The 26,522-nt window shown below is 68.1% G+C and carries 28 protein-coding genes; 12 read left to right on the top strand and 16 right to left on the bottom strand.

Annotated elements, in window-relative coordinates; all coding sequences use genetic code 11:
- Positions 1-22: 22 nt before the first annotated feature.
- A complete protein-coding gene (gene xseA / locus TPR58_RS01145) occupies positions 23-1,402 on the bottom strand; it encodes an exodeoxyribonuclease VII large subunit (RefSeq protein WP_346244759.1) in 1,380 nt (459 codons plus the stop codon).
- Here xseA and purD point away from each other — a divergent pair.
- A complete protein-coding gene (gene purD, locus TPR58_RS01140; protein WP_346244758.1) occupies positions 1,401-2,666 on the top strand; it encodes a phosphoribosylamine--glycine ligase in 1,266 nt (421 codons plus the stop codon). The two genes, xseA and purD, sit on opposite strands and share 2 nt — an antisense overlap.
- A gap of 88 nt (positions 2,667-2,754) precedes the next feature.
- Entirely contained in the window at positions 2,755-3,420 is a 666-nt protein-coding gene (locus TPR58_RS01135; protein WP_346244757.1) for a hypothetical protein, read from the top strand.
- Between the two features lie 9 nt (positions 3,421-3,429).
- Here TPR58_RS01135 and pdeM read toward each other — a convergent pair whose 3' ends face one another.
- From pdeM to TPR58_RS01095, 8 genes are all read right to left on the bottom strand, one after another.
- Positions 3,430-4,092 (bottom strand): ligase-associated DNA damage response endonuclease PdeM, encoded by a 663-nt coding sequence (pdeM, locus tag TPR58_RS01130; RefSeq protein WP_346244756.1) that lies wholly within the window; start codon positions 4,090-4,092, stop codon positions 3,430-3,432.
- Positions 4,093-4,157: 65 nt separating this feature from the next.
- Complete coding sequence (locus TPR58_RS01125) at positions 4,158-5,573, bottom strand: M20/M25/M40 family metallo-hydrolase (protein WP_346244755.1); 1,416 nt, start codon at positions 5,571-5,573, stop codon at positions 4,158-4,160.
- 99 nt (positions 5,574-5,672) lie between these two features.
- Positions 5,673-5,996: a hypothetical protein gene (locus tag TPR58_RS01120; RefSeq protein WP_346244754.1), complete on the bottom strand. Its 324-nt coding sequence runs from the start codon at positions 5,994-5,996 to the stop codon at positions 5,673-5,675.
- A gap of 95 nt (positions 5,997-6,091) precedes the next feature.
- Complete coding sequence (locus TPR58_RS01115; protein WP_346244753.1) at positions 6,092-6,457, bottom strand: hypothetical protein; 366 nt, start codon at positions 6,455-6,457, stop codon at positions 6,092-6,094.
- 44 nt (positions 6,458-6,501) lie between these two features.
- On the bottom strand, positions 6,502-7,632 hold the full coding sequence (locus tag TPR58_RS01110; protein WP_346244752.1) for an acyl-CoA dehydrogenase family protein: 1,131 nt from the start codon (positions 7,630-7,632) through the stop codon (positions 6,502-6,504).
- A gap of 123 nt (positions 7,633-7,755) precedes the next feature.
- Positions 7,756-8,385: a 2-dehydro-3-deoxy-6-phosphogalactonate aldolase gene (locus TPR58_RS01105; RefSeq protein WP_346244751.1), complete on the bottom strand. Its 630-nt coding sequence runs from the start codon at positions 8,383-8,385 to the stop codon at positions 7,756-7,758.
- Positions 8,382-9,248: a 2-dehydro-3-deoxygalactonokinase gene (locus tag TPR58_RS01100; protein WP_346245115.1), complete on the bottom strand. Its 867-nt coding sequence runs from the start codon at positions 9,246-9,248 to the stop codon at positions 8,382-8,384. Before TPR58_RS01100 ends, TPR58_RS01105 begins: the two co-directional genes overlap by 4 nt.
- On the bottom strand, positions 9,239-10,864 hold the full coding sequence (locus TPR58_RS01095) for a sodium/sugar symporter (protein ID WP_346244750.1): 1,626 nt from the start codon (positions 10,862-10,864) through the stop codon (positions 9,239-9,241). The genes TPR58_RS01100 and TPR58_RS01095 overlap by 10 nt, the downstream gene beginning before the upstream one ends.
- Positions 10,865-11,007: 143 nt before the next feature.
- Here TPR58_RS01095 and TPR58_RS01090 point away from each other — a divergent pair, with 143 nt between their 5' ends.
- The gene (locus TPR58_RS01090; protein ID WP_346244749.1) at positions 11,008-11,736 is read left to right on the top strand and encodes a FadR/GntR family transcriptional regulator; all 729 of its coding nucleotides are present in this window, start codon (positions 11,008-11,010) and stop codon (positions 11,734-11,736) included.
- Between the two features lie 41 nt (positions 11,737-11,777).
- On the opposite strand, the gene TPR58_RS01085 is transcribed toward TPR58_RS01090, so the two are convergent.
- From TPR58_RS01085 to lgt, 5 genes are read right to left on the bottom strand one after another with little or no spacing between them, the layout of a single operon-like run.
- On the bottom strand, positions 11,778-13,088 hold the full coding sequence (locus TPR58_RS01085) for a cystathionine gamma-synthase family protein (RefSeq protein WP_346244748.1): 1,311 nt from the start codon (positions 13,086-13,088) through the stop codon (positions 11,778-11,780).
- Positions 13,089-13,141: 53 nt separating this feature from the next.
- Positions 13,142-13,909, bottom strand: coding sequence for a peptidoglycan editing factor PgeF (pgeF, locus tag TPR58_RS01080; RefSeq protein WP_346244747.1), 768 nt, complete (start codon positions 13,907-13,909; stop codon positions 13,142-13,144).
- Positions 13,906-14,415 carry a GNAT family N-acetyltransferase gene (locus TPR58_RS01075; RefSeq protein WP_346244746.1) on the bottom strand — a complete coding sequence of 170 codons (510 nt, stop codon included), beginning with the start codon at positions 14,413-14,415 and terminating at the stop codon, positions 13,906-13,908. Before TPR58_RS01075 ends, pgeF begins: the two co-directional genes overlap by 4 nt.
- Positions 14,412-15,464 carry a class I SAM-dependent methyltransferase gene (locus tag TPR58_RS01070; RefSeq protein WP_428835678.1) on the bottom strand — a complete coding sequence of 351 codons (1,053 nt, stop codon included), beginning with the start codon at positions 15,462-15,464 and terminating at the stop codon, positions 14,412-14,414. Before TPR58_RS01070 ends, TPR58_RS01075 begins: the two co-directional genes overlap by 4 nt.
- Before the next feature lie 52 nt (positions 15,465-15,516).
- The gene (gene lgt / locus TPR58_RS01065; RefSeq protein WP_346244745.1) at positions 15,517-16,401 is read right to left on the bottom strand and encodes a prolipoprotein diacylglyceryl transferase; all 885 of its coding nucleotides are present in this window, start codon (positions 16,399-16,401) and stop codon (positions 15,517-15,519) included.
- A gap of 133 nt (positions 16,402-16,534) precedes the next feature.
- Between lgt and TPR58_RS01060 the strand changes: the two genes are divergently transcribed.
- The 4 genes from TPR58_RS01060 to TPR58_RS01045 all read left to right on the top strand — a co-directional run bounded on the left by TPR58_RS01060 (position 16,535) and on the right by TPR58_RS01045 (position 21,737).
- Complete coding sequence (locus tag TPR58_RS01060; RefSeq protein ID WP_346244744.1) at positions 16,535-18,787, top strand: xanthine dehydrogenase family protein molybdopterin-binding subunit; 2,253 nt, start codon at positions 16,535-16,537, stop codon at positions 18,785-18,787.
- The gene (gene hemH, locus TPR58_RS01055) at positions 18,784-19,791 is read left to right on the top strand and encodes a ferrochelatase (protein WP_346244743.1); all 1,008 of its coding nucleotides are present in this window, start codon (positions 18,784-18,786) and stop codon (positions 19,789-19,791) included. Before TPR58_RS01060 ends, hemH begins: the two co-directional genes overlap by 4 nt.
- Positions 19,792-19,829: 38 nt before the next feature.
- Positions 19,830-20,552, top strand: a complete 723-nt coding sequence (phbB, locus tag TPR58_RS01050) for an acetoacetyl-CoA reductase (protein ID WP_346244742.1) — start codon at positions 19,830-19,832, stop codon at positions 20,550-20,552.
- 207 nt (positions 20,553-20,759) lie between these two features.
- Positions 20,760-21,737 carry an esterase-like activity of phytase family protein gene (locus TPR58_RS01045; RefSeq protein ID WP_346244741.1) on the top strand — a complete coding sequence of 326 codons (978 nt, stop codon included), beginning with the start codon at positions 20,760-20,762 and terminating at the stop codon, positions 21,735-21,737.
- Positions 21,738-21,806: 69 nt separating this feature from the next.
- Here TPR58_RS01045 and rpmB read toward each other — a convergent pair whose 3' ends face one another.
- The gene (gene rpmB / locus TPR58_RS01040) at positions 21,807-22,106 is read right to left on the bottom strand and encodes a 50S ribosomal protein L28 (protein ID WP_346244740.1); all 300 of its coding nucleotides are present in this window, start codon (positions 22,104-22,106) and stop codon (positions 21,807-21,809) included.
- Positions 22,107-22,275: 169 nt separating this feature from the next.
- Between rpmB and TPR58_RS01035 the strand changes: the two genes are divergently transcribed.
- Genes TPR58_RS01035 through TPR58_RS01025 form a run of 3 tightly spaced genes read left to right on the top strand, consistent with a single transcriptional unit; the run spans position 22,276 to position 23,194 of the window.
- Entirely contained in the window at positions 22,276-22,518 is a 243-nt protein-coding gene (locus tag TPR58_RS01035; RefSeq protein ID WP_346244739.1) for a hypothetical protein, read from the top strand.
- Positions 22,515-22,703: a YqaE/Pmp3 family membrane protein gene (locus tag TPR58_RS01030; RefSeq protein ID WP_346244738.1), complete on the top strand. Its 189-nt coding sequence runs from the start codon at positions 22,515-22,517 to the stop codon at positions 22,701-22,703. Before TPR58_RS01035 ends, TPR58_RS01030 begins: the two co-directional genes overlap by 4 nt.
- Before the next feature lie 59 nt (positions 22,704-22,762).
- Positions 22,763-23,194, top strand: a complete 432-nt coding sequence (locus TPR58_RS01025) for a nucleoside deaminase (RefSeq protein WP_346245113.1) — start codon at positions 22,763-22,765, stop codon at positions 23,192-23,194.
- Positions 23,195-23,203: 9 nt separating this feature from the next.
- Here TPR58_RS01025 and TPR58_RS01020 read toward each other — a convergent pair whose 3' ends face one another.
- Positions 23,204-23,869 carry a YiaD family glycine zipper/OmpA-like lipoprotein gene (locus TPR58_RS01020; protein WP_346244737.1) on the bottom strand — a complete coding sequence of 222 codons (666 nt, stop codon included), beginning with the start codon at positions 23,867-23,869 and terminating at the stop codon, positions 23,204-23,206.
- Positions 23,870-24,013: 144 nt separating this feature from the next.
- On the opposite strand from TPR58_RS01020, the gene TPR58_RS01015 reads away from it, so the two are divergent.
- Entirely contained in the window at positions 24,014-25,327 is a 1,314-nt protein-coding gene (locus tag TPR58_RS01015) for a hemolysin family protein (RefSeq protein WP_346244736.1), read from the top strand.
- 78 nt (positions 25,328-25,405) lie between these two features.
- Complete coding sequence (folP, locus tag TPR58_RS01010) at positions 25,406-26,506, top strand: dihydropteroate synthase (RefSeq protein WP_346244735.1); 1,101 nt, start codon at positions 25,406-25,408, stop codon at positions 26,504-26,506.
- Positions 26,507-26,522 lie beyond the last annotated feature (16 nt).

The following is a 26,522-nucleotide window of genomic DNA, read 5'->3' as shown; positions in this document are numbered from 1 at the left end:
CTCGATCCGCAAACGGTTCTGATCACAACAGGCTCGGCTGTTCGGGCCTGGATCCTTCATAGGATTTGCCGCCCGCACGCTCAACCCGGGCATCTATCGGCCCGTCCCTGAACTGGAGCGTAATGGCCCCGGCCGCGCGGGCTTCCTCGGCGGTGGTGATCACCTTACCCGAAGGCCGCGCGCCGACGCGGACATAGCCGCGCTGGAGCAGATTGTCGGGGTTGACCGAGTCCAGCAGGCGCGATGCGCCCTCCAGCCGGTGCCGCGCCGTCTCCAGCCGCTGGTCGAGCGTGGCGGGGCGCAGCGCGCCGGCCGCGCGGTCGAGCTCGCCGCGGGATCGCTGGACCTTGCGCTCGAGCCCGCGATCCAGCCGCGCGCCGAGATCGTCGACCTTCTGGCGCTGCGGCCCGAGCAGCGCGTCGCGCTTCGGCAGGACCCGGACCAGCGCCGCGAGATGCTCGCAGGCGCGCTCGTGATAGCGTTTCGCGCAACGCTGGGTGCGCAGCGCCAGGCTGGCGATGCCGTGGCGCAGTTCGGCGAGCACCGGCACCGCCATCTCCGCCGCCGCGGTGGGGGTTGGCGCGCGCAGGTCCGCGGCAAAATCGGACAGGCTGGTGTCGGTTTCGTGGCCCACCGCCGAGATCAGCGGAATGGAGCAGCCGGCGATAGCGCGGACCACGACTTCCTCGTTGAACGACCACAGGTCCTCGATCGAGCCGCCGCCGCGCGCGACGATCAGCAGGTCGGGCCGGGGAAGCGGACCGCCAGGTGCGATGGCGTCGAAACCGCGGATCGCCGCGGCGATCTCGGCCGCGGATCCGTCGCCCTGGACCTTGACCGGCCAGACGAGGACATGCGTCGGGCAGCGGTCCTCGAGCCGGTGGAGAATGTCGCGGATCACTGCGCCGGTGGGCGAGGTGACCACGCCGATCACCCTGGGCAGATAGGGCAGCGGCTGCTTGCGCTCGCGATCGAACAGGCCTTCCGCCGCGAGCCTGGCCTTCAGCTTTTCGAGCAGCGCCATCAGCTGGCCTTCGCCGGCCAGCTCCATCCGCTCGATCACGATCTGGTATTTCGAGCGGCCGGGATAGATGGTCAGCTTGCCGGTTGCGACCACCTCCAGCCCGTCCTGCGGCTGGAAGGGCAGCGCGCTGGCAGCGCCGCGCCAAATGACGCCGTCGATCACCGCATCGGCATCCTTCAGCGCGAGATAGGCATGACCCGATGCGGCGCGCTTCCACCCCGAAATCTCGCCGCGCAGCCGGACATGGCCGAACTCACCCTCGACCATCCGCTTCAGCTTCGAGGACATTTCGCTGATGCTGAGCGGCGCGGCGTTGTCGCCGGGCGTCGGCTCGGCTACCAGCCGCCCCGATGGTGCGTCAAAAAAGGGATCAGGCATGAACGTCCTGCTGGTGGGATCGGGCGGACGCGAACATGCGCTCGCCTGGAAGCTCGCGCAATCGCCGCTGCTGGATACGCTTTATGCCGCGCCGGGCAACCCCGGCATCGCGCAGCATGCGCAGATTGCGGACATCGCGGCGGGCGATCACCGCGCGCTGATCGATTTCTGCATCCGCCATTCGATCCAGTTCGTCGTGGTCGGGCCGGAGGCGCCGCTGGTCGAGGGGCTGGGCGACAATCTGCGCACGATGGGGATCGGCGTGTTCGGGCCGAACCGCTTTCCCGCGCAGCTGGAGGGGTCGAAGGGCTTCACCAAGGATCTGTGCGCGCGCGAGAATATCCCGACTGCCGCCTATGCGCGGGCGGAATCTAAGGACGGCGCGCTGGCCGCGCTCGACGATTTCGGCGTGCCGGTGGTGGTGAAGGCGGACGGCCTGGCCGCGGGCAAGGGCGTGACCGTCGCGATGACCCGCGAGGATGCCGAAGCGGCGATCGCCGACATCTTCTCGGGCACCGGCGGCAGCGTGGTGATCGAGGAGTTCCTGGAGGGCGAGGAGGCGAGCCTGTTCGTGCTGACCGACGGCACCGCCTATGTCTCGTTCGGATCGGCGCAGGATCACAAGCGCGTCGGCGAGGGCGATACCGGTCCGAACACCGGTGGCATGGGCGCCTATAGCCCCGCGCCGGTGCTGACCGCCGAGCTGGAGGCGCGCGCGATCGACGAGATCGTCCGCCCCACGGTCGAGGCGCTGGCGCGGCAGGGCAATCCCTATTCGGGCGTGCTCTATGCCGGGCTGATGCTGACTGCCGACGGTCCCAAGCTGATTGAATATAACGCGCGCTTCGGCGATCCCGAATGCCAGGTGCTGATGATGCGGCTGGAGGACGACCTGCTCGAATGGATGGTCGCCGCTGAGAAGGGCGAGCTGGCCGGACGCGCGCCGCCGCGCTTCTCCGACGATACCGCGCTGACGGTGGTGATGGCGGCGAACGGCTATCCCGGCACGCCCGAGGCGGGTGGGAGGATCGACGGGATCGACGCGGCCGAGGCGACCGGCGCGCGGGTGTTCCATGCGGGCACCCGGCTGGCGGACGGCCGGCTGGTCGCCAGCGGCGGGCGGGTGCTGACCGTCACCGCCACCGGCGCGTCGGTCCGCGAGGCGCAGGCGGCCGCCTATCGCGCGGTCGATGCGATCGACTTCCCGACCGGCTTCTGCCGCCGCGACATCGGCTGGCGCGAGGTCGAGCGCGAACAGGGCTGATCGCCGGGGCGCTGCGCGCTGGACGCGGCACGATCCGGCGCTATGTCTTTGAGACGTTTCGAGACACCAAGCTGGGAAGGCGCCCGCGATGGAAATGCTGCAATCGACCGCTCCGCTGCTGCCCGGCGGCCCCGTATGGCTGACGCTGCCGTTCGTCATCATCGGCATCGGCGTGATCATCGGTGTCGCCATCCTGTGGTGGGGCGCGGTCTGCGCGCGCCGCGCGGCGAACACCCGCCGCGCGCTGGAAGCGCAGAACGAGATCCATGAAGGCCCGTCCGAGGCGGCGTCGCCCTTCGCCGATCTGCCCGCTGCCCGCCCGCTGCCGCCGATCGCACCGCCGCCGGCGCCGGAACCGGAACCCGCGCCGCCGCCGCCGACCCGCGAGCCGGTCGTCGAGGAGGCGCCCGCCCCGTCGCCGCTGGCCGACGAGCCGATCGCCGCGGCCGCGCCGCTCGATGCCGGCCCCGCCGCACTGGCAGCGGATCTCGCCGAGCCGGTATCGGCCGAGCCGGCGACGGACGACCTGACGCGCATGAAGGGCGTCGGGCCGCGGCTGGCACAGCGGCTCAACGGCCTGGGCATTACCCGTTTCGAGCAGATCGCGTCGCTCTCGCCCAGCGCGGCGGAAGCGCTCGACGCACAGCTTGGCGACTTCCAGGGGCGCATGGCGCGCGATCGCTGGATCGAGCAGGCAGGCTATCTCGCCAAGGACGACCTGGCGGGGTTCGAAGGCGTGTTCGGAAAGCTCTGAGCCGCGCGTTCAGGCGGCGATCGGGAAGCGCAGCAGCTTCCCGTTGAGCGCGATCAGCGCCTCGGCACGCCGGCCGACGGCGCGCACGATCTCCGGATGATGCGCGTCGAGGCCGCCGGTGAGCGCGCCGAACGCCGGCAGGATCAGCTTGGCGCCGGTCGCGACGAAGCAGCGGCGCGAGACCTGGCGTCCGCGCACCGACACGCGCAGCTTGGGGTGGAAATGGCCTGACAGCTCGGGGCGCAGCTCGCGGGGATCGGCCTCGTGCCGCAGCAGCAGGCCGTCGACCTCGGCTTCCTCCAGGATCGTGCCGCCGCAGTGATCGACGAACCTCGAATCATGGTTGCCGGTGATCCAGCGCCAGTCGAGGCGGCCGGTCAGGCCGGTCAGCAGCGCCCGCGCGCGATCGGGCAGGCGCTCGCACCCGAGCGAATCGTGGAAGCTGTCGCCCAGGCACCACAGCTCGCGCGCGTCGGTGCGCAGGACCAGCGCCTCCAGCTCGCTCAGCGTCGCGATCGAATCATAGGGCGGCAGCATCTGGCCGCGTGCCGCGAACCAGCTCGCCTTTTCGAAATGCAGGTCGGCGACCAGCAGCGCGCGCCGCGCAGGCCAGTAGAGCGCGCCTTCGGGCAGCGCCATGAACTCGTGGCCGGCGAACGAAAGGGGAACCATGGTCCCGCTATCGTCCGCCCGCACGGCCACGTCAACCGCTCCGGCCGGAGCGTCGGCCCGCCGGATCAGGCCGCGGCGACCGCATCGCGCGCATCGGCCATCTCGCCGAGCTTGCCCAGGATCCGCACCCAGCTGCGCATGCCCTTGTGGAAGCTCTTCAGCTCGTACTTCTCGTTGGGGGAGTGGATATTGTCGTCCGGCAGGGCGAAGCCGACGAGCACCGTGTCCATGTCGAGGATCGAACGGATCGAGTTGACGACCGGGATCGAGCCCCCGCAACCGAGCAGCGCCGACTTGCCCCATTCGGCATCGAGCGCCTCGCGTGTGGCGAGCAGCGCGGCGCTGTCGCTGGGGACGGTGATCGCGCGGCTGCCCGGGCCGCGCAGGCTGAACTCGGCGGTGCAGTCGGCCGGCAGGCGGTCGCGGACATGCGCCTCGAACGCCGCCCAGACCTTGTCAGGGTCCTGGTCGCCGACCAGGCGGAAGCTGATCTTGGCATGTGCCTCGGCCGGGATGACGGTCTTGAAGCCTTCGCCGGTATAGCCGCCCCAGATGCCGTTCACCTCGGCGGTCGGCCGCGCCCACGCCTGTTCGAGGACATCGTGTCCGGCCTCGCCCGCGGGCTGGCTGAGGCCGACTTCGCCCAGATATTCGGCACCGTCGAAGCCCAGCCGATCCCAATCGGCCCGCACCGCGTCGCCGACCGGATGGACGCCGTCATAGAAACCGGCCAGCGTGACCCGGCCATCCTTGTCCTTCATCTCGCCCAGGATGGTGGCGAGCAACTGGATCGGATTGCGCGCCGGGCCGCCATAGAGGCCGGAATGGAGATCGCGCGACGGGCCGCGCACCGTGACTTCGCCGGCGGCCATGCCGCGCAGGCCGATCGTCAGGCCGGGCGTCTCGCGATCCCACATCAGCGTGTCGCAGATCAGCGCGAAGTCGGCCTGCAGTTCCTCGGCATGCTCGCGCAGGAACGGGTCGAGGCTCTGCGAACCGGACTCCTCCTCGCCCTCGAACAGGATGGTGATCTTGCAGGGAAGCGAGCCGGTGGTTTCCTTCCACGCGCGGCAGGCCTCGACGAAGGTGCGCAGCTGCCCCTTGTCGTCGCTGGCGCCGCGGCCGGTGATGATGCGGCTGCCATCGTCGCGCGATTCGAGCGAGGGGTCGAACGGATCGCGCGTCCACAGCTCGATCGGGTCGATCGGCTGCACGTCGTAATGGCCGTAGAACAGGATATGCGGTCCCGGCCCGTCATAATGGGCGACGACCATCGGATGGCCCGGCGTGGGCGCGACCCGCGCATCGAAGCCGATCCCGGCCAGTTCTTCGGCCAGCAGCGCTGCGGCACGCCGGCATTGCTCGGCATAGGCCGGGTCGGTGGACACGGACTGGACGCGCATCAGCGAGAAGAGCCGTTCGATCGCGTCGTCGAGATGCGTCTCGATATGGTCGAGCGCAGCGGAGTCGGAATTCTTCATGATCGCGAGGTACGCCTCGCACCCGGCGGCTTCAACCCCGGGACGGCGCCCCGCGAAGGGCGGACGCGCCGAACGCATCCGCCCTTGCGGCCGGTCCGGTCAGCCGATGCCGGAGACCAGATATCCCAGCAGGATCACCGTCGCGCTGAGCAGTCCGACAAGGACATAGCCCGTCGACCCGTTACGGAACGCCTTGGGGTGATCGCGGCGCAGCCGGTCGATCTTGGCCTGCATGCCGGGCCGTGCCGACAGCACCGCGCGCTGCAGGACCGGGGCGCTGGACAGGAACATCACGGCCCGGTCGATCTCGACCTGGAAGACCTTGGGATAGCGACGCAGGATATCCTCGATCGCGTCCGTCGTGACGTCGGCCCCGCTGCGGCGATCAAGCGCGCGCGAGGTGGCTTCATGTTCGATAATCATCTTCATTGCCTTGCTGGCGTGCGTCCGCACGTCATGAACGGGGCACGCCGAATATGATGGGTCGCCGGACGGTTCCGGCGTCGATCAGGACAAGGTCAGGGGAGGGGCGGTGCCCGCGGCTGGGCCCGGGGGCGCCAGCGATGCAGCTCGATTCGATACGCCGTGGCCGCGGCCGGTACGCTGCCGACCGGCTCAACGCCGGCCAGCATCTGCGGATCGATCGGCAGCAAGGCGCCGCCGTCGAGGTCGCTGCGATTGCTTTCGGGCCGCCAGTCCTTGGAGAGCCGTCGCCCGTCGATATAGCGATCGGGGACGAGCAGCTGGATCCCGGCGTCATGCTCGCTGAACGCAGCGCGCTCATAGGCGGCCACCGCCACGCCCTGTGGCAGCAGCGACACGAACAGCGCGACCGCGATGCTGAAGCTCGCGAACGCCGACCACCAGGAGCGCTGCAGGTTCACCTGCACTTCCGTAGCGGAAAGTGCCGGAAAAGGCGATCCCGGCGTTACAGCGATCGGGCGATCAGTAACTTCATGATTTCGCTGGATCCGCCATAAATCCGCTGCACTCGCGCGTTCCGCCACATCCGCGCGATCGGATACTCATTGATATAGCCATAGCCGCCATGAAGCTGGAGGCAGGCGTCGACGACCTCCCATTCCGCCTCGGTCACCCACAGCTTGGCGATTGCCGCAGTGGTCAGGTCGAGCGTCCCGTCCATGTAGCGGCGGACGCAATCCTCGACATAGACGCGCGCGACCTCCGCCTTGGCCTTGCATTCGGCCAGCTTGAACTGGGTATTCTGGAAGTCGAAGATGCGCTGCCCGAAGGCCTGGCGTTCCTTGACATAGTCGCTGGTGACCTGGACCGCCTTGGCCATGGTCTGGACCGATCCGACCGCGATGATCAGCCGTTCGCGCGGCAGCTCGGCCATCAGCTGGCGGAATCCCTGTCCCTCCTCGGTGCCGAGAAGATTTTCGGCAGGCACCCAGACATCGTCGAAGAACAGCTCCGACGTGTCCTGCGCGTCCAGGCCGATCTTGTCGAGCGCCTGGCCGCGGCGAAAGCCTTCGGCCTGGTCGGTTTCCACCACCAGCAGCGACACGCCCTTGCCGCCCTTGGCCGGATCGGTCTTGGCGACGACGATGACGAAATCGGCGATCTGACCGTTCGAGATGAAGGTCTTGGCGCCGTTGATGCGATAGCCGTTGCCGTCCTTCAGCGCGGTCGTGCGGATCGCCTGCAGGTCCGATCCCGCGCCGGGCTCGCTCATCGCGATCGCCGCGACGCTTTCGCCCGAGCACAGCCTGGGCAGCCAGCGGTGCTTCTGCTCCTCGGTCCCGTGCGCCAGGACATAGGGGAGGATGATCACATTGTGGAGCGACAGGGCGAATCCCTCGACGCCGTGCTTCGCCACTTCCTCGACCAGGGCGACGTCGTGCCGGAAATCGCCGCCGCCGCCGCCATATTCCGTCGGGATCGATGCGCCGAGCAGGCCGGCCTCGCCAGCCTGGCGCCAGAAGGCGCGCTCGACGCGCCCCTCCTCGCGCCATTTCGCAATCCGCTCGGGCGTCGCCTCCCGCTCGAAGAACCGCGCCGCGCTGTCGGCCAGCAAGCCGATTTCCGGATCCTGCATCACCCTCTCCCTCTCCCTCTTGTTTACACAAGTGTAAGTCCAAGGCGGGCGTCGCGGCAACCGGTGATCCCGATTATTCGGCACCAAAGCGGCGGCGAAGGCGGAACAGGGGCGGGGGGTCGCTCAGCCGCGCAGGGCGCTCACAAATGCGCGGGCGTTGGCGCCGACCTCGTCCGCCGACAGGCCCGGCTTGTAGAGCGCCGAGCCCAGACCGAAGCCCGCCGCGCCCGCGGCCAGCCAGGGGGCCATCGTGTCGGGCGAGATGCCGCCGACGGGCAGCATGCGCGTGCCCCTGGGCAACACCGCGCCCATCGCCTTCAGCACGGCGGGGCTCGCCGCCTCGGCGGGGAACAGCTTCAGCGCGGTCGCGCCGGCGTCGATCGCGGCGAACGCCTCGCTGGGGGTGGCGATGCCCGGCAGCGAGACGAGGCCAGCCGCTGCGCTGGCGCGGATCACCTCGACATTGGCGTTGGGCGAGATGATCATCGTGCCGCCCGCGTCCTGGACGGCCCGCACCTGATCGACGCGCAGCACCGTGCCGGCACCGATCACGGCGCGTCCGGCGAAGCGCGTCGCCAGGCGGGCGATGCTGTCGAGCGGATCGGGCGAGTTCATCGGCACCTCGATCAGGTCGAAGCCCGAGGCGACCAGCGCTTCGCCGATCGCCTCCACCTCGCCGGGCTGCACCCCGCGCAGGATCGCCACCAGCGGCAGCCGCGCAAATGCGGCGTCGAACGCGTCGGTAAAGCTCATCGTCTCGCTACCTCGATAATGCCGGACACGAACGCGTCGTGACTGTCGACCCGATGCGCGGTGCAGCCATTGGCCTGAATCGCCGCGCGGTACAGGTCGCCCAGCGCCGCATCCGCCAGGATATAAAGCGTCTGGCCGCTGCGGCCTTCCAGCCGGGCGGCGACATCGCTGCCGATCAGCAGCCCGCTGGCATAGCTGGCGGCATCGGCGTCGTCGCGCTGGCCGAGCAGCCGGGCGGCGCGGATGCCGAACAGCGAAGCCGCCAGGTCGCGCTTTCGCCCCTCCTCGACGCCGGCGGCGAAGGCGGGGCCGGGGATGACCTCGCTGCCCAGCTGGGTCGCCAGCAGGCCATGGCTGCGCAGCAGGGCGAACAGCTCGCCGGTCATCGCGGTGCGGAAACCGGCAATGGCGCCGCCGCGCATGTCGACCCATTTGCAATGGGTGCCGGGTTGAACCAGCAGCGCATCGCCCGGCACCAGCCCGGCGGCCACCGCGCCCAGCAGCTGCACTTCCTCGCCCCGCATCACGTCCGCGGGATCCGCGGCGCATACGCCGGGGACGATCGCGGTGCGTGCGTCGATCCGCAGCAGCTTCGCCGCCAGCGCATCGATGCCCGCAGGGGCGGGGACATAGGGCGCCGCCCGCCAGCCGATATTCGATCCGACCATCCCCGCCATCAGCATCGGCAGGTCGCCGAAGCGTGCCCGGATGCCGGCTGCTTCGGCTTCGAAATCCTGCACCGCGGTGACGCCGCGGCCGTCGCGTTCGGTGCGCACGACCTGGCCGTCCTCGATCAGGAAGACGCGGCGATTGGTGGTCCCCCAGTCGATCGCGAGGAAGGTGCCGGCGAAGCTCACCACCAGGTCGCGTACAGGACGATGAGGATCACGACGACGAGCGCGCTGGCGATGTTGAACAGCAGCGGAGTCGAGAAGGTGACGCCTTCCATGGTGACCCGGTTGCTGCCGGTCGGGACGGGCCGGACGAGGCTGACCAGCACCGCAAGGGCCAGCGCGGCGAAGAAAACGATCGACATGCGGTTCATGAACGGCACGGCGTTCAGCGTCGCGCTGCCGCCCCAGGCTGCGGGGAACCAGAAGATGGCGGACAGCAGGAGCGACGTGACCGCCGCGACGATCGCGCCGGCTTCGGTCGCCCGCTTCCAGAACAGGCCGAGCAGGAAGATCACGGTGATGCCCGGGGTGAAGAAGCCCGAGAATTCCTGGATGAACTGGAACGCCTGATCGAAATTGCCGAGCAGCGGCCGGGCAACCAGCAGCGCGATGACGATCGCGATCGCTGCGGTGATGCGGCCGATCAGCACGAGGTGTTTTTCCTGCCCCGCGGAGGTCACGGCGCCGTCCTCGCCGCGCGTCTTGATGCCGCGCGCCTTGGCATAGAGGTCGAGGGTGAAGATCGTGGCGATCGAATTGATCTTGCTGGCGGTCGAGGCGATGATCGCTGCGATCAGCGCGGCGAACACCAGGCCGAGCAGGCCGGGCGGCAGCAGCCGCATCATTGTCGGATAGGCCTCGTCGGGCTTGGCGAGGTCGGGCGCGAGCACGACCGCGGCGATGCCGGGCAGGACGATGATCACCGGCATCAGCAGCTTGAGATAGGCGGCGAAGACGACGCCCTTCTGCGCTTCGCCCAGGTTCTTGGCCGCAAGCGCACGCTGGATGATATACTGGTTGAAGCCCCAATAGCTGAGGTTCGCGATCCACATGCCGCCGACCAGCACGGCGATGCCGGGCAGGTCCTTGTAGAAGGGATTGTCGGGTTCGAGGATCATGTCGAACTTCTCGGGCACGCGGCTGGTCAGCACGTCGAAGCCGGCCAGCACGCCCTGGCCGCCGCCGATCTGGTTCAGCGTCAGATAGGATACGACCAGCCCGCCCAGCACCAGCAGCGTGACCTGGACGATGTCGGTCAGCGCCACCGCCTTGAGGCCGCCGTAGAGCTGATAGAGCAGCGCGAACAGGCCGAGCGCGATCAGCGCCGCGTCCTGGTTGATGCCGGCCACCTTGTTCACCGCGATCGAGCCGAGCCAGATGATCGAGGTCAGATTCACGAAGATGTAGAGGATGAGCCAGAACACCGCCATGATGATCGGCAGCACCTTGCCGTACCGCTGTTCCAGGAACTGCGGCATCGTGTAGATCTGGTTCTTCAGGAAGATCGGCAGGAAATATTTGCCGACGATCAGCAGCGTCAGCGCCGCCATCCATTCGTAGGACGCGATCGCAAGGCCCACCGCATAGCCCGACCCGGACATGCCGACGATCTGTTCGGCGGAGATGTTCGCCGCGATCAGCGACGCGCCGATCGCCCACCAGGGAAGCGATTTGGAGGCGAGGAAATAGTCCGACGTGTCCTTGGCGTGGCCCGCCTTTTCGCGGCTGACCCATTGGGCGAGCCCGAAGATGCCGATCGCATAGGCGATGACCACGATGATATCGATTTGCGAGAGACTCGTCACGGCTTACCCTCCCCGGACCGCTTCGGCCGAACCGGCGGCGTCATCGTTCATTTATCTTATTAATTGGTCTTGTCTAGCGCTTCGTCCGACCATCCGGTAGACGTCGGGCACAGAGAAACGAAGGGGAGTGGCGGTTGGCCGACATGTCTAGGCTCGCTCTGGAGGACACCCGTCCCCAGCTCGGGCGCAATCTCACCTATGGTATGCTGGACAGCCTGGGTCGCGCCATCGTCACCGGGCATTTCGACGGCAAGGCGTTCCCGACCGAGGCGGAACTCGCCAAGCAGCATGGCGTCAGCCGGTCGGTCACCCGCGAGGCGGTGAAGATGCTGACCGCCAAGGGACTGTTGAGCGCGCGTCCGCGCCAGGGAACGGTGATCCAGCCGACGGCGTCGTGGAACCTGTTCGACACCGACGTACTGCGCTGGCTGCTCGAGCGGCAATTCTCGGTCGAACTGCTGAAGCATTTCAACCAGCTGCGCGTCGCGATCGAACCCGAGGCGGCGGCGCTGGCCGCGCGGTTCGCCAGCGATGCGGAGCTGGAGCGGATCGGCGAGGGGCTGGCGCGGATGGAAGCGGCCGAGCGCGGGCTGGACGATACGCTGGAGGCGGACATCGCCTTTCACGTCGCGATCCTGCGGGCGTCGCGCAACCCGTTCTACATCCAGTTTCGCGATGTCGTGACCACCGCGCTGCGCACGTCGATCCGCTTTACCAACCGGATCAAGGGCCGCAGCGCCAGCGTCTCCGATCACGCCGCGGTGCGCGACGCGATCCAGGCGGGGGACCCGGACGGCGCACGCATCGCGATGCGCGACCTGATCGGCGACGTGCTGACGCTGATCGACGAATCGGAAGCACGAAAAGGCTGATCGGCGGCGGTTGGCCCCGGATTTCGCCGGGGCCCGCCTCGTCAGACCGACTTCAGCGCTTCTTCGAAGTCGGCGACCAGATCGTCGGCATCCTCGACGCCGATCGAGATGCGCACCAGATTGTCGGTGATGCCCAGCGCCTGCTTGCGCGCCTCGGGCACCGACAAATGGGTCATTCCCGCCGGGTGGCTGGCCAGGGTCTCGGTCCCGCCCAGGCTGACCGCCAGCTTGGCGATCTTGAGCGAATCGAGGAAGGCGAAGGCCTCCTTCTCGCCGCCCTTCAGGTAGAGCGAGAAGGTCGAGCCGGCGCCGGTGCAGTGGCGGTTGTAGATGTCGGCCTGGCGGCTGCCCTCTTCGAGGAAGCCGAGATAGCCGACGCGCTCGACCTTGGGGTGATCGCGCAGGAAGGCGCAGACCTTTACGGCATTCTCGCCCGCGCGGCTCATCCGCAGTTCCAGCGTCTCGAGGCTGCGCAACAGCATCCATGCAGTGTTCGGGTCGCAGATCGTGCCGATCGTGTTGCGCATCGAACGGATGGTGTTGATGTGCTCCTTGGTGCCGAGAACGCCGCCCGCCACCAGGTCCGAATGGCCGCCGGCATATTTGGTCAGCGAATAGACGACGATGTCCGCGCCCTGCTTGAGCGGTTGCGCCCAGAGCGGTCCCAGGAAGGTGTTGTCGATCGCGATCGGCGGCTTGTTCGCGCCGGTGAAGATCGCGTCGCGGCTGGCGGCGACCGCTTCGACATCGACCAGCGCGTTGGTCGGGTTCGCGGGCGATTCGAGATAGATCAGCGCGACGTTACCGCTTGCCGCCTTGGACAGGACCGCGTCGATCTCCTCACGGGTGGCGCCGGCGGGGAAGTCGAGCCAGTGCACGCCGAAGCGTCCGAGGATGCGGGCGATCAGCGTCTCGGTCGCGGCATAGAGCGGGCCCGAATGGACGATCGTGTCGCCCGGCTTCACCATCGACAGGAACAGCGTGGCGATCGCCGACATGCCGGACGAGAAGGCAAGCGCATCCTCGGCCTCTTCCCAGACTGCCAGGCGATCCTCGAGGATTTCCTGGTTCGGCCCGTTGAAGCGCGAATAGACGAGACCCTCGGCACCGCCGGGACGCTTGCCGGTCACGCCCTCGAAATGGCGCTTGCCCGCGGCCGCATTGGGAAAGACGAAGGTCGAGGTCAGGAACACCGGCGGCTTCAGCGAGCCTTCCGACAGGACGGGATCGTAGCCATGGCCCATCATCAGCGTCGACGGCTTCAGCTTGCGACCGCCAACTTCGTCGATCGACGGCTTGGGGCGGACGCGCGGGGTGGTGCCGGTCAGCTCGGCTTCGGTCTCGTCGGTCATTCAAAGTCTCCTTGGGTCCCGCTCTAACGCATGCGAGACGCTCAAGAAACGTCTCAAATGATACCAATCACCGAAATCTGCCGTCCGTAATCGGGCTCCGATCGGTGGGTGGAGCGGCGATAGCTGAAGAAACGATCCGGCTGGGCATAGGTGTCCTCGCCCAGCGCCTCGATCCGGCGGACGCCTGCCGTTGCCAGGCGATGGGCGACATAGGCCTCGAGGTCGAACTGATAGTGATCGGGCCGCCCCGCCGCGAAGAAGCGCTCGTTCTCCGGATCCATCTCGGCGAAGCGACGCAGGAAAGCTTCGTCCACCTCGTAGCTGGCGCGAGCGATGCAGGGCCCGATCGCGGCGACGATCCGTTCGCGCTGCGCGCTCAGGCTTTCCATCAGCGCGATGGTCGAATCGGTGACGCCGCCGATCGCCCCCTTCCACCCGGCATGGGCGGCGCCGACCACGCCCGCCTCGCGGTCGGCGAACAGCACCGGCGCGCAGTCGGCGGTCAGGATGCCCAGCGCCACGCCGGGCCGGTCGGTGACCAGCGCATCGGCGTGCGGCCGGGCGTCGAGCGGCCAGGCGCGGGTGGCGACCACCGCCTCGGCCGAATGGATCTGGAACACCGTCGCAAGTTGGCCGCCCGGCACCACCGCCTCGGTCGCGCGCCGGCGGTTTTCGGCGATCGCGGCGGGATCGTCGCTCGATCCGGTTCCGACATTCAGTCCCGACAGGATCCCGGTCGATACGCCGCCGCGCCGACCGAGAAAGCCATGCGCAACCCCGTCCAGCGCGCGGGCGCGGACGACTTCCACCCCCTCGCTCACAGGTCGAGCACCATCAGCACATCCTCGTCGACATGGGTTCCGACCTTGAACTCGTACCGGCCGACCTCGCGCATTCCGTATCGCGCATAGAAGCGGCGGGCGCGGTGATTGTCGACGAACACGCTGAGCACCAGGCGCCTGAACCCGCGCGCTCGTGCGGTCTCGATCGCCCAGTCCATCAGCGCTGCGCCGATCCCGCTGCCGAACCAGCCGGACAGGACATAGATCTGGTACAGCTCGATATCGCTGTCCGACCAGTCGCCGGGAAAGGCGACCGGCCCGACCTTGGCGAAGCCGACGACGCGGCCCGCATCGGTGGCGACCTGGATGGTGAAGTCGGGGTGGCCGATCTGGCTGGGCAGGCCCGACGGGCCGAACGTCTGGTCGAGAAACTGGGCCAGATCCTCGGGCCGGTAGAGATGGCCGAAGGTTTCGGTGAAGCTTTCGCTCGCCGTGGCGGACAGGGCGGGGCCGTCGGCGGCGACGGCGGGACGATAGTCGATCATCGGAATCCCTCGGGTGCCGGCCAGCCGGGCGCGGTCAGCGCGAGCACCTTGAACAGGTCGCCCATCTGATCGTCCTCGACCAGGCGGTTGCGGTCGGTTGCGATATCGGCGGCGCGATCGGGCTGAGCGCGCGCCAGGGACTGGGCCCGCGCATCGATGCCGAGCGACCTGAGGAACGCACCCTGCGTCACGGGGCCGTGAACGGTCAGTCCCTCGACCTCCGCCGCCTCGCGCAGCGTGCCGAAATCGACATGGGCGGTCAGGTCCGCCTCGCCCGGTGTCTCGAACGGATTGGCATAGTCGTGGCCGCGCACCGCCTGAAGCGTGTCGCCGATCGCAGGCCCCGAATAGCCATAGTCGATGAGGATCGCCGCGCCGCCCTGAGCCAGCAATCGTCCGGCCAGCGCGCGCAGGATCGCGACCGAGGCGGGCGAGGTTTCGAGGATCGAGCCCGGCGGCGCGTCGCGCAAGGCGGGGGGAATGACCTGATCGAACGAACGCGTTCCGGCAATCGGCAGGAACAGCGTGTCCTGGCAGGCGACCAGCCGCTCGACCCAGCCCTCGGCCGTCTTCACCAACTGGCGGATCGGAAGCGCGTCGAAGAATTCATTGGCCACGATCAGCAGCGGTCGATCCTCAGCGATGCCGAGCAGGTCGAGGCTCCATTCCGCGGCCGGCACGCGTTCCTTCTGCGCCTCGCGCAGGGTCGGGCTGTTCTCGACGAAATGGATCGGCGGAGTCAGGCCGCCGCGCGCCATGGCGCGAAGCGCATCCGCGGCCAGCGTGCCGCGCCCGGGGCCAAGCTCGACATAGCGCGCCTCGGGCCGGCCGGCGCGGTCCCACAGGTCGGCGAGGCACAGGCCGACCAGTTCACCGAACATCTGGCTGATCTCGGGCGCGGTGGTGAAGTCGCCGCGCGCGCCCAGCGGGTCGCGCGTCGCATAATAATGGGCGTTTGCCGCGCCCATATATTGCGACAGCGGAATCGGCCCGGCCAGGGTGATCGCGCGGGACAGGCGTTCGGCGAGAAGGGGTTCGGCGTCGGTCACCATTCCCCCCTATCGTCTCGCATCGGCCTTGGGGAGGCCCCGCGACTGCGCGTCAGGCGACGCTTTCGCTGCCCGCGATCGGCTCGACCCGCTGGCGGCGCTTCTTCGCGGTCAGGATCAGGTAGATGCCGCCCGCGATCATCGGAAGGCACAGCAGCTGGCCCATGTGAATCGTGGTCTCGAAGACGGTGTTTTTGAACTGGCTGTCGGGTTCGCGGAAGAATTCGACGAAGAAGCGGAAGGCACCGTAGCCGAGCAGAAAGACGCCGACGAGCTTGCCCGGTTCGTAGCGCGCCTTGGTCCGCCAGAACATCCAGGCGAGGATCGCGAACAGGACCAGGCCCTCGAGGCCCGCCTCGTACAGCTGGCTGGGATGGCGGGCGGGTTCGACAAGGCCGGCTTCCACGGTGCGGTTGAACACGATCGCCCAAGGCATTTCGCTCGGCTTGCCCCACAATTCGCCGTTCACGAAATTGGCGAGGCGGCCGAAGAACAGGCCGAAGGGGGCGCAGCAGGCGACATAGTCGTGGACGCGCAGCCAGTTGAGGCCGTTGCGCCTGGACAGCCACAGGATGGCGACAGTGGTGCCGATGACGCCGCCGTGCAGCGACATGCCGCCTTCCCACAGCTTCAGGAACTGAAGCGGGTTCACCAGCAGCGCGGGGTCGTAGAAGATCGCATAGCCCAGCCGCCCGCCGATGATGATGCCCAAGGTCGCGTAGAAGACCAGGTCGTCGGCGTGACGCCGCGACATCGGCGCGCCCGGCTGCGCCAGCAGGCGCAGCAGATACCACCAGCCGATCAGGATGCCCGCGATATAGGCGAGCGAATACCATTTGATCGCGAAGCTGCCGATCTTCAGCGCCACCGGATCCAGCCCGAGGCCGGCATAGGTGAGATGGTCGGAGGCAGCGGCGGAAAGCACGGAAAGCAGCACGGTGGTCGGTCCCCCGGGGTCGGTATGTCGCCCGTCCTTACCCCCCGACGGCGGCAAACCCAAGTGTATTGTATAAATGATACACCATTTCGGTCACTGGCGCGCCGCGCGACCGCACGATAGAGCAGCCGGCATGGCGGAAAGGCGAGAGCAGGCGGGCTCCGGAAAGCTCAAGCTGGACAGGAGAAGCCTGCTGATCGGCGGCGGTGCGGGCGTGGGCCTGCTGGTCGCCTGGGCGGTCTGGCCGCGCACCTATTTGCCGAACCTGACCGCCGATGCGAACGAGACGCTGTTCGGCGCCTGGATCAAGATCGGCACCGACGGCCATGTCACCGTTGCCGTGCCGCAGCTGGAAATGGGGCAGGGCGTCTTCACCGCCTTTCCCCAGGTGATCGCCGACGAGTTGGGCGCGTCCTGGTCGCAGGTTGGGGTCGAGCCGGCACCGCTCAACCCGCTCTATGCCAATGCGCTGGGTGCGGCGACGCTGTTCGAGACGGCGCTGGGCGGGCTGTCGGACTCGCTCCGGCGGACCTATGCGGCGCGATCGGCGCTGGTGCTGACCGGCGGGTCGAGCTCGATCCGCAATTTCGAAGATGTGCTGCGCCGGGCGGGCGCCGCGGCGCGCGTCGCGCTGTGCAAGGCGGCGGCGGCGCGCTGGGGCGTCGACTGGCAGGCCTGCGGCACCGCCGACGGTCAGGTGGTTCACGGCGACCAGAAGATCGGCTTCGGCGAGGTCGCCGGCGATGCTGCCGGACAGAGCGTCGCCGAGCCGGTGCCGCTGCGCAGCGGCGACGCCAACCGGCTCCAGGGCCAGACGGTGCCCCGGCTCGACGTTCCGTCGAAGGTCGATGGCAGCGCCAATTTCGCCGGCGACATCCGGTTGCCGAACATGGTCTTCGCCTCGATCCGCCAGGGGCAGGTGGGTTCGGCGGGGCTGGCCCGGGTCGACGAGGCGGCGGCGGGGAAGATCCCGGGCATGCGGTCGGTCGTGCGCACCAATGACTGGGTGGCGGCGGTCGCCGATACCTGGTGGGCGGCGGAGCGGGCGCTGGAGGCGATGCGCCCGCGCTTCCAGGTGCCCGAGACAGTGGTCAACGACGATTCGATCGCCGCGGCTTTGGGCGGCGCGTTCGATGCCGACGGGGTGCGGATCGCCGAATCGGGCGACCTTGCCGGGGAGTTTCGCGGCGCGCGGGTGGTTTCGGCCGAATATCACGTGAATCTTGCGGTCCATGCCGCGATCGAGCCGATGACCTGCACCGCGTCGTTCAGCCAGGGGCGGCTGTCGCTGTGGCTCCCGACCCAGGCACCGGCCCTTGCGCGGGCCGCCGCGGCGCGTGCGGTGGGGCTCGGCGAGGGCGATGTCGTCATCTACCCGGTGATGGCGGGCGGGTCGTTCGGCGCGAAGCTGGAGCATCAGGTCGCGGCTCAGGCGGCGGTGATCGCGACCAAGATAGAGCGGCCGGTCCAGCTGACCTGGTCGCGCGTCGAGGATCTGCGCCATGACCGTTTCCGTCCCGCCGCCGCGGCGCGGATGACCGGCAAGGTCGTCGGCGCGAAGACGGTGTCGGGCTGGCTGGCCAAGATCGCCGCGCCGCCGACCGGGCGGCAGCTGGCCGAGCGGCTGCTGGGAAGCGACCCGGTGGTGGCGACCTCGCTCGCGCTGCCGGGGGCGACCGACCCCTCGGCAGTCGCCGGTGCGATCCCACCCTATGCCATTCCCAATTATGCGATCGATCACCATCCGGCCGAACTCGGGGTGCCGACCGGCCATTGGCGGTCCGATTCGCACAGCTACACCGCGTTCTTCACCGAAAGCTTCATCGACGAACTGGCGCATGTCGCCGAGGTCGACGCGCTGGTGTTCCGCATGGCGATGCTGGGCGGCAATGCGCGGCTGGCGCGCTGCCTTCAGCTCGCGGCACAGCTGGGCAACTGGCAGGGCGGCGCGCCGGGCAGCGGCCAGGGTATCGCCTGCCACAGCTTCCGCGGATCGCATGTCGCACTGCTGGCCGAGGCGCAACTGACCGGGCGGACGATCAAGGTCGGCCGGATGGTTGCGGTGGTCGATGTCGGCCGGATCATCAATCCCGACCTGGTCCAGCAGCAGATCGAGGGGGGGCTGATCTTCGGCCTGGCCGCGACGATCGGCGCATCGACCGGCTTCACCGACAATTTCGCGGCGGTAGACGACCTTGCCGACCTGTCGCTGCCCCGGCTGGCGGATACGCCCGACATCACCGTAGAGATCGTGCGCAGCGATGCCGATCCGGGCGGGGTGGGCGAACTCGCCGTGCCGGTGGTCGCGCCCGCCATTGCCAATGCCATCCAGGCGGCAAGCGGCGTTCGCCTCCGCTCGCTCCCCCTCTTGTCGGACATCGAATGACCCTTCCGCCTGACCATCCACCGGTCGCGACCGGCAAGATCGGCGTTCTGCTGATCAACCTCGGCACCCCCGACGCGCCCACCGCTGCCGCGGTGCGGCGCTATCTCGCCGAGTTCCTGTCCGACCGGCGCGTGGTCGAGATACCGCCGCTTCTCTGGCAGCCGATCCTGCGCGGGATCATCCTCACCACCCGTCCGAAAAAATCGGCCCATGCCTATCAACAGGTATGGCGCGAGGACGGATCGCCGCTGGCGGCGATCACCGCAGCGCAGGCACGCGCGCTCCAGGCGGTGCTGGGCGAGGCGGCGATCGTCGATCATGCGATGCGCTATGGCCGACCGGCGATCGCCGACCGGCTCGCCGCGCTGAAGGCGCGCGGGTGCGAGCGGATCCTGGTCGCGCCGCTCTATCCGCAATATTGCGGGGCGACGACCGCGACCGCCAACGACATGGTGTTCGCCGCGCTGGCGAAGATGCGCTGGCAGCCGGCGCTGCGTACCCTGCCGCCCTATTTCGACGATGCCGGCTATATCGCCGCGCTGAAGGTCTCGGTCGAGACGTCGCTCGCGTCGCTCGATTTCGAACCCGACGCGATCGTCGCCAGCTTTCACGGCATGCCGCAGCGCACGCTGGAGCTGGGCGATCCCTATCATTGCCATTGCCGCAAGACGGCGCGGCTGTTGTCCGAAGCGATGGGTCGCGAGCTGGTGGTCGCGTTCCAGTCGCGCTTCGGCCGCGCCAAGTGGCTGGAGCCCGCGACCGACACGACCCTGGTCCGGCTGGCCGGCGAAGGAAAGAAACGGGTCGCGATTCTGGCGCCCGGCTTTTCCGCCGACTGCCTGGAAACGCTCGAGGAACTGTCGATCCGCGGGCAGGAAAGCTTCCTGACCGCGGGCGGGGAACGCTTCGCCTATCTTCCCTGCCTCAACGACAGCGAAGCAGGCATGGAAATGGTGTCGAATCTGGTGCGGCGGGAACTTGCAGGCTGGATCGAGCCCGCCTAGCCTCTGCGTAAATCTACCTAGTCTAGAGAGGAAGCTGAATGGCACGCGTGGCGATCGTAACGGGCGGGACCCGAGGTATTGGTGAAGCGATCAGCCTGGCGCTTCAGGAAAAGGGTGTGACGGTTGCCGCCAATTACGGCGGCAATGACGAGAAGGCGCGCGAGTTTACCGAGCGCACCGGGATCAAGGCGTTCAAATGGGACGTGGGCGATTTCGACGCCTGCGCCGCCGGGGTTGCGGAAGTCGAGGCGGCGCTGGGGCCGGTCGACATCGTCGTCAACAATGCCGGCATCACCCGCGACGGCACGATCCTGAAGATGAGCCGCGACATGTGGGAGGATGTGATCCGCATCAACCTGGGCGGCTGCTTCAACATGGCGCACGCCACCTTCCCCGGCATGCGCAGCCGCAAATGGGGCCGGATCGTCAATATCGGATCGATCAACGGCCAGGCTGGCCAATATGGCCAGGTGAACTATGCCGCCGCGAAGTCGGGCATCCACGGCTTCACCAAGGCGCTGGCGCAGGAAGGCGCACGTGCCGGCGTCACCGTCAACGCGATCGCACCGGGCTATATCGACACCGACATGGTCGCGGCGGTTCCCGCCGAGGTGCTGGAGAAGATCGTGGCGAAGATCCCGGTTGGGCGACTGGGACAGGCGACCGAGATCGCGCGGGGCGTGACGTTCCTGTGCTCGGAAGAGGGCGGTTTCGTCACCGGATCGACGCTGAGCATAAACGGCGGCCAGCACATGTACTGATCGGGGTGCGGCCCCGTGCCGCACAAACGAAGAGGGCCGGTCCTTCGGACCGGCCCTCTACCCTCGATACACCACGCGAGGGGAACTCGTACGCCAACAACGATTCGGATCTAATCCGGTTCCCGTGATTCGAAACTGAACGCACTTGTTATCTGAGGTTCAGCTTTCTGCGCTGTCCCCGCCGGGGGCAGCGGCTATGACCGGCGGATGCGTGCGTGGCTGCTGATCCTCATCCTGTTCTGGCTGAACTTCCCGACATCGGGGCCGGAGCCGCTCGAGTCATTCAAGCCGGGCGAGGTGCTGATGGTCGATCGCGTCCCGCTCGATCGCTCCGATCCCACACGCACCCGGCTCGGCGCGCTGACCTATCTGGGGGGCATCCGCCTGCGCGGCACCCAACCGCCCTTTGGCGGCTTTTCGGCGATGAAGATCGATGGCGACCGGTTCATGCTGGTCAGCGACGCCGGCAATGTCCTGCGATTTCGCATGGGAAAGGACTGGATTCCGCGAGACGTCTCGTTCGGCGACCTGAGCGGCGGGCCGGGCACCGGCTGGCTGAAAATCGATCGCGACAGCGAATCCCTGACCTGGAATCCGGCGACCGGACAATATTGGGTCGGGTTCGAACAATATAATGCGATCTGGCGGTTTGCGGCGGATGGCCGGTTCGAGGCGCATGCCGAACCGGAGCCGATGGCGAACTGGGCGGTCAATGGCGGTCCCGAATCGATGGTCCGCCTGCGCAGCGGCGTCTTTCTGGTGATCAGCGAGATGTCACGGCCGAGGGCGCGACGCGACGCGCGTCTGGCGTTGCGCTTCCTGGGCGATCCTGCCGAGGCCGGAACGCCGTTCGAGCGATGGTCCTATGTCCCGCCCGAGGGCTATGACCCGACCGACATGGCGGAACTGCCCGACGGCCGGCTGCTGATCCTCAACCGCCGGGTGACGCTGCGCGACCTGTTCACCGCCAAGCTGGTGATCGTCGACGGACGCAAGGTGCGCAAGGATGCGGTCGTGCGCGGGCAGGAGATCGCGACCTTCGCCGCGCCGGTACAGCACGACAATTTCGAAGCGCTGGCGGTGACGCGGGAGGGCGAGGACACGATCCTGTGGATCGCGTCGGATGACAATCAGCTGTGGTTCGAGGAATCGCTGCTGCTGAAGTTCAGGCTGGAAACGCCCTGAGCCGGTCACGCGAAAGACCCGCTCTCCGCACGGGAGAACGGGCTCGCAATCCGCATGGAGCGGAATGGGTTAGGCGGCCGCCTGTTCGGCGGTCGACGCCTTGCGGACTTCCCGCTTCAGGCGGCGGCAGCGCAGCGACAGGTCGTCGTCGCGGGTCTTCAGCAGCCAATTGTCCAGGCCGCCGACATGCTCGACCGAGCGCAGGCCGTGGGTCGACACGCGAAGGCGCACGCTGCGGCCCAGCGAATCCGACAGGAGCGTGACATTCTGCAGGTTGGGCAGGAAAGTCCGCTTGGTCTTGTTGTTGGCGTGGGAAACGTTGTTACCCACCTGCCGGCCCTTGCCGGTCAGCTCGCAAATGCGCGACATCGCTGTAAATCCTGGTTTTGACCTGGGCAGACCCGGGCCGGAAAGGCCGCGCCGATACCCCGGTTGGGACAGTGCGTCAACCGATTCGACCGGGAATCTGTATGTCGACGCGCAACCCTCATGATCAATCGGGCGTTATTACGCAAACGATTCGATGGGGAAGATTGCAATGCGCGGAATTCTGATCCTTGTAGGCCTGCTTGCCCTGATCGCTGTGGTGCTGATCTACAGCGGCCTGCTCAACGTCCAGATGCAGTCCGGCCAGATGCCGAAGGTCAGCGTCGACGGCGGCCAGATGCCCAAGGTGAAGGCGGAAACCGGTTCGATCGATCTGACCACGACTAACAAGACCGTCGAGGTGCCGGCGATCGAAGTGAAGAAGGCCGACGGCACCCCGGTCGACAACAAGTGATCGCGCCCCGCCCGGGCAGGATCGCGGCGGCGGTGTTCGCGCCGCCGCTGGCGACCTACCTCTCGGGTGGAGCATCCCGGAACTTCTGGATCACGATCGGTCTGACGATGCTCGGCTTCGTGCCCGGCATGGCCCATGCCCTGTGGCTGGTCGCTTCCGGTCGTGGATCGGCCGCGCCGGTGTGACGGGTGACGCGGGCATCGGCCTGGGCTAGGTCGTCGCCATGTTCCCGCTCCCCGATCCGATGCGCGCCGCGCTCGATGCCGCCCATGCGGCCGCGGAAGCGGACGAAGTGCCGGTGGGCGCCGCCCTGGTCCATGCCGGCCGGATCGTGGCGGTTGCGGCGAATGCGCCGCGCCGGCTGACCGACCCCACCGCCCATGCCGAGATGCTGGCGATCCGCGAGGCGGCACGGCTGCTGGGTCGCGAACGGCTGGAGGATTGCGACCTGTGGGTGACGCTGGAGCCCTGCGCCATGTGTGCCGGCGCCATCGCCCATGCGCGTATCGCCCGGCTCTATTATGGCGCTGCCGACCCCAAGGGCGGCGCGGTCGAACATGGTGCGCGCGTCTTTGCCCAGCCGACCTGCCATCACCGCCCCGAAATCTATTCGGGGATCGGCGAAAGCGAGGCGGCCGGGCTGCTCCGCGACTTCTTCAGGCAGCGCCGCGGCTGACGGCCGCGATCAGCGGCCGTTTTCGATCGGCACCAGCTTGATCTCGACACGGCGATTGGCGGCGCGGCCTTCCTCGGTGTCGTTGCTTGCGATCGGCTGGGTCTCGCCGAAGCCGCGGGTGGCGATCCGAACGCTGCGCACGCCGCGGGTCGAGAGATAGTCGGCGACCGACCGCGCGCGACGCTCCGACAGCGTCTGGTTATAGGCATCCGCGCCGGTCGAATCGGTGTGGCCATAGATGTCGACATAGGTCTGGTCATATTGGCCGAGCACTTCACCCACCCGGTCGAGCGTCGGGCGGAACTGCGGATCGATAGTCGCGCTGTCGGTGGCGAAGGTGATTCCCGACGGCATGCGCAGTATCAGGTCGTCGCCGTTGCGGATCACCTGCACGTCGCTGCCCGCGGTCCGCTCGCGCAGTTCGCGCTCCTGCCGGTCCATATAGGATCCGATCGCGACGCCGGCGAGGCCGCCAAGCCCGGCACCGACCAGCTTTTCGGTGCGGTCGTTGCGGCCGCCGACGATGTCGCCCAGCAGATAGCCGCCCAGCGCACCGGTGATTCCGCCGATCGCGGTGTTCGACACCCGTCGCTCGCCGGTCACCGGATCGGTCATGCAACCACCGGTCAGCAGCGCCGCGCCCAGCGCGGTTGCGATCAGAAAGCGAGTGCGCATTGGAAGACTCCCCTGGTTCCTGGTTATCGAGGTGAAACCCGTTTCGCGCGAGTCTTGTTCCGCTTGCGCATCGAAAGCCGATCCTGCTTGCGAGATGCGCGGTTGTGAAAGGCATCGGCTTGCCGCTATGGCTGGCGCGAATCGATGGACCCGCTTCCACCCTTCCCCTGGATCGATGTCGCGATCATCCTCGCGCTGATCGCACTCAATGGCGTCTTCGCGATGTCGGAGCTTGCGATCGTGTCCGCGCGCCCGGCGCGGATCGAGGCGATGGCCCGGTCCGGCAAGCGCAGCGCGCGCACCGCGATGGCCCTGGCGGCGGATCCCGGCCGGTTCCTGTCGACCGTGCAGATCGGCATCACCCTGATCGGCATCATCGCCGGCGCCTATTCGGGCGCGAGCCTGGGCAGCCCGACGGCGGCGCGGATCCAGCTTTTCGGCGTCGAGCCGCAGACTGCCGAGACGATCGGCTTCACCATCGTCATCGCGCTGACCACCTATGCCTCGCTGATCGTCGGCGAACTGGTGCCCAAGCAATTCGCGCTGCGCTCGCCAGAGCCGATCGCGGTGCTGGTCGCGGTGCCGATGCTGTGGCTCAGCAAGGCGACCGCCCCGGTGGTGTGGCTGCTCGACCGGAGCAGCGCGCTGGTCTTCCGCCTGGTCGGGCTGAGCCGCGAATCGGAAAATCGCGTCACTGCCGAGGAGCTCCACCTGCTGGTGGCGGAGGCGACCCGATCGGGCGTGATCGAGGAGCATGAGCGATCGATCATCTCCAGCGTCGTCCGGCTGGCCGATCGTCCGGTGCGCGAAGTCATGACGCCGCGCACCGAAGTCGATTGGCTGGACCTCAACCTCGACAATGACGGGATCCGCGCGGCGCTGGTGGCGACGCCGCACACGCGCCTGCCGGTCGGCGACGGGTCGATCGACGCTGTCGTCGGCGTCGTCCAGTCGCGCGACATCGTCGCGGCGATGATCCGCGGGGAGGCACTCGACCTGCGCGCGCTGATGCGCGCCGCACCGGTCCTGCCCGACCAGGTCGATGCGATGGACGCACTGGGGGCGCTGCGTCGCGCCGAGGTGCCGATGGGCTTCGTCCATGACGAATATGGCCATTTTGAAGGGATCGTGACGCCGGCCAACCTGCTGGCCGCGATCGCCGGTGAACAGGCATCCGACGCGACCCCCGGCGAGAATCCCAATATCGTCGTTCGCGAGGACGGATCGTTCCTGGTCGCGGGCCAGACCCCGGCGGACTCGCTTGCCGAGCGGCTGGGCCTCGATCTGGACGAGGACCGCGACTATGCGACGGTCGCCGGCCTGGCGCTGGCCATCCTCAAGCACCTGCCGCACGAAGGTGAGCATTTCGTCACCCAGGGCTGGCGGTTCGAGATCGTCGACATGGACGAGCGCAAGATCGACAAGCTGCTGGTGAGCCGGGCGAAGCGCGAGGGCTGATCGTCGGATCTTCCGCACGCTGCGCGACGCCGCGCAGGATCGTCGCCAAGGGCGCGGGCCGAGGCTAAGAGAGGCGGCATGATCGACCTTCCGTCCTCCGCCAGGCGCTATCTCCTCCCCACGCAGTTCGTCGACACGCCGATCGGTCGCGACGGCCAGGTCGTGCGGCTGGCGGGGGGGCTCAGCTGGTTTGCTGCCTATGACGTCATCGCGGTCCAGGACGGAAAGCGGATCACGCAGACGACGCTCCCCGTGGCCGACCTGGCCGGGCTATGCGACCCTGTGCTGGACGCGATCGCCGCGCGCATCACGTCCCCGCGGCCGCCGCTGGCACTGGGAGACCGCACGCTTCGGCTCGATCAGCCGCTGGTCATGGGGATCCTGAACCTGACCCCAGACAGTTTCTCCGACGGCGGCGCGCATATCGACGATGCCGAGGCCGCCGCACGCGCCGGGGTCGATATGACCATCGCCGGCACCGCGATCATCGATGTCGGCGGCGAATCCACGCGACCCGGTGCGGAAACCGTGTGGGAAGGCGAAGAAATCAGGCGGGTCGCCCCGGTGATCGAGCGGCTGGCGCGCAGCGGTGCCGCCGTCTCGATCGACACGCGCAAGGCGGGGGTGATGGAAGCGGCGCTGGCCGCCGGCGCGCATGTCGTGAACGATGTCGCGGCGCTGTTGTGGGACGACCGCGCGCTCGACGTGGTGGTCAAGGCGGAGTGCCCGGTGGTGCTGATGCATTCGCCCGACCCGCGAAAGGGGCCGCATGGCGGCGTGATGGGCGGCAATTACCGCGATGTCCTGATCGACACCTATGACTGGCTGGAGGCGCGGGTCGAGGCGGTGGTCGCTGCCGGTGTCGACCGGTCGAACATCCTGGTCGATCCGGGCATCGGGTTCGGCAAGTCGCTGGCGGAGAATCTGGCGCTGCTCAACGGCCTGGCGCTGTTCCACGGCCTGGGGTGCCCGATCCTGCTGGGCGCGAGCCGCAAGCGGATGATCGGTGCGCTGTCGAACGAGGCACCGGCCGAGGCGCGGCTGGGCGGATCGATCGCGCTTGCGCTGAAGGGGGCCGATCTCGGCTGTCAGCTCATCCGCGTCCACGACGTGTTCGAAACCGCGCAGGCGCTGCGCGTCTGGCGCGGACTGCGCGATCAGGCGCTGGTCGGCCGCTGAGCGGCCGCCGGTCGCG

Source organism: Sphingomonas rustica (genome assembly GCF_039652585.1).
Classification (GTDB): domain Bacteria; phylum Pseudomonadota; class Alphaproteobacteria; order Sphingomonadales; family Sphingomonadaceae; genus Sphingomonas; species Sphingomonas rustica.
The sequence above is the reverse complement of the archived record's forward strand: the minus strand, read 5'-3'. Positions and strand labels throughout refer to the sequence as shown.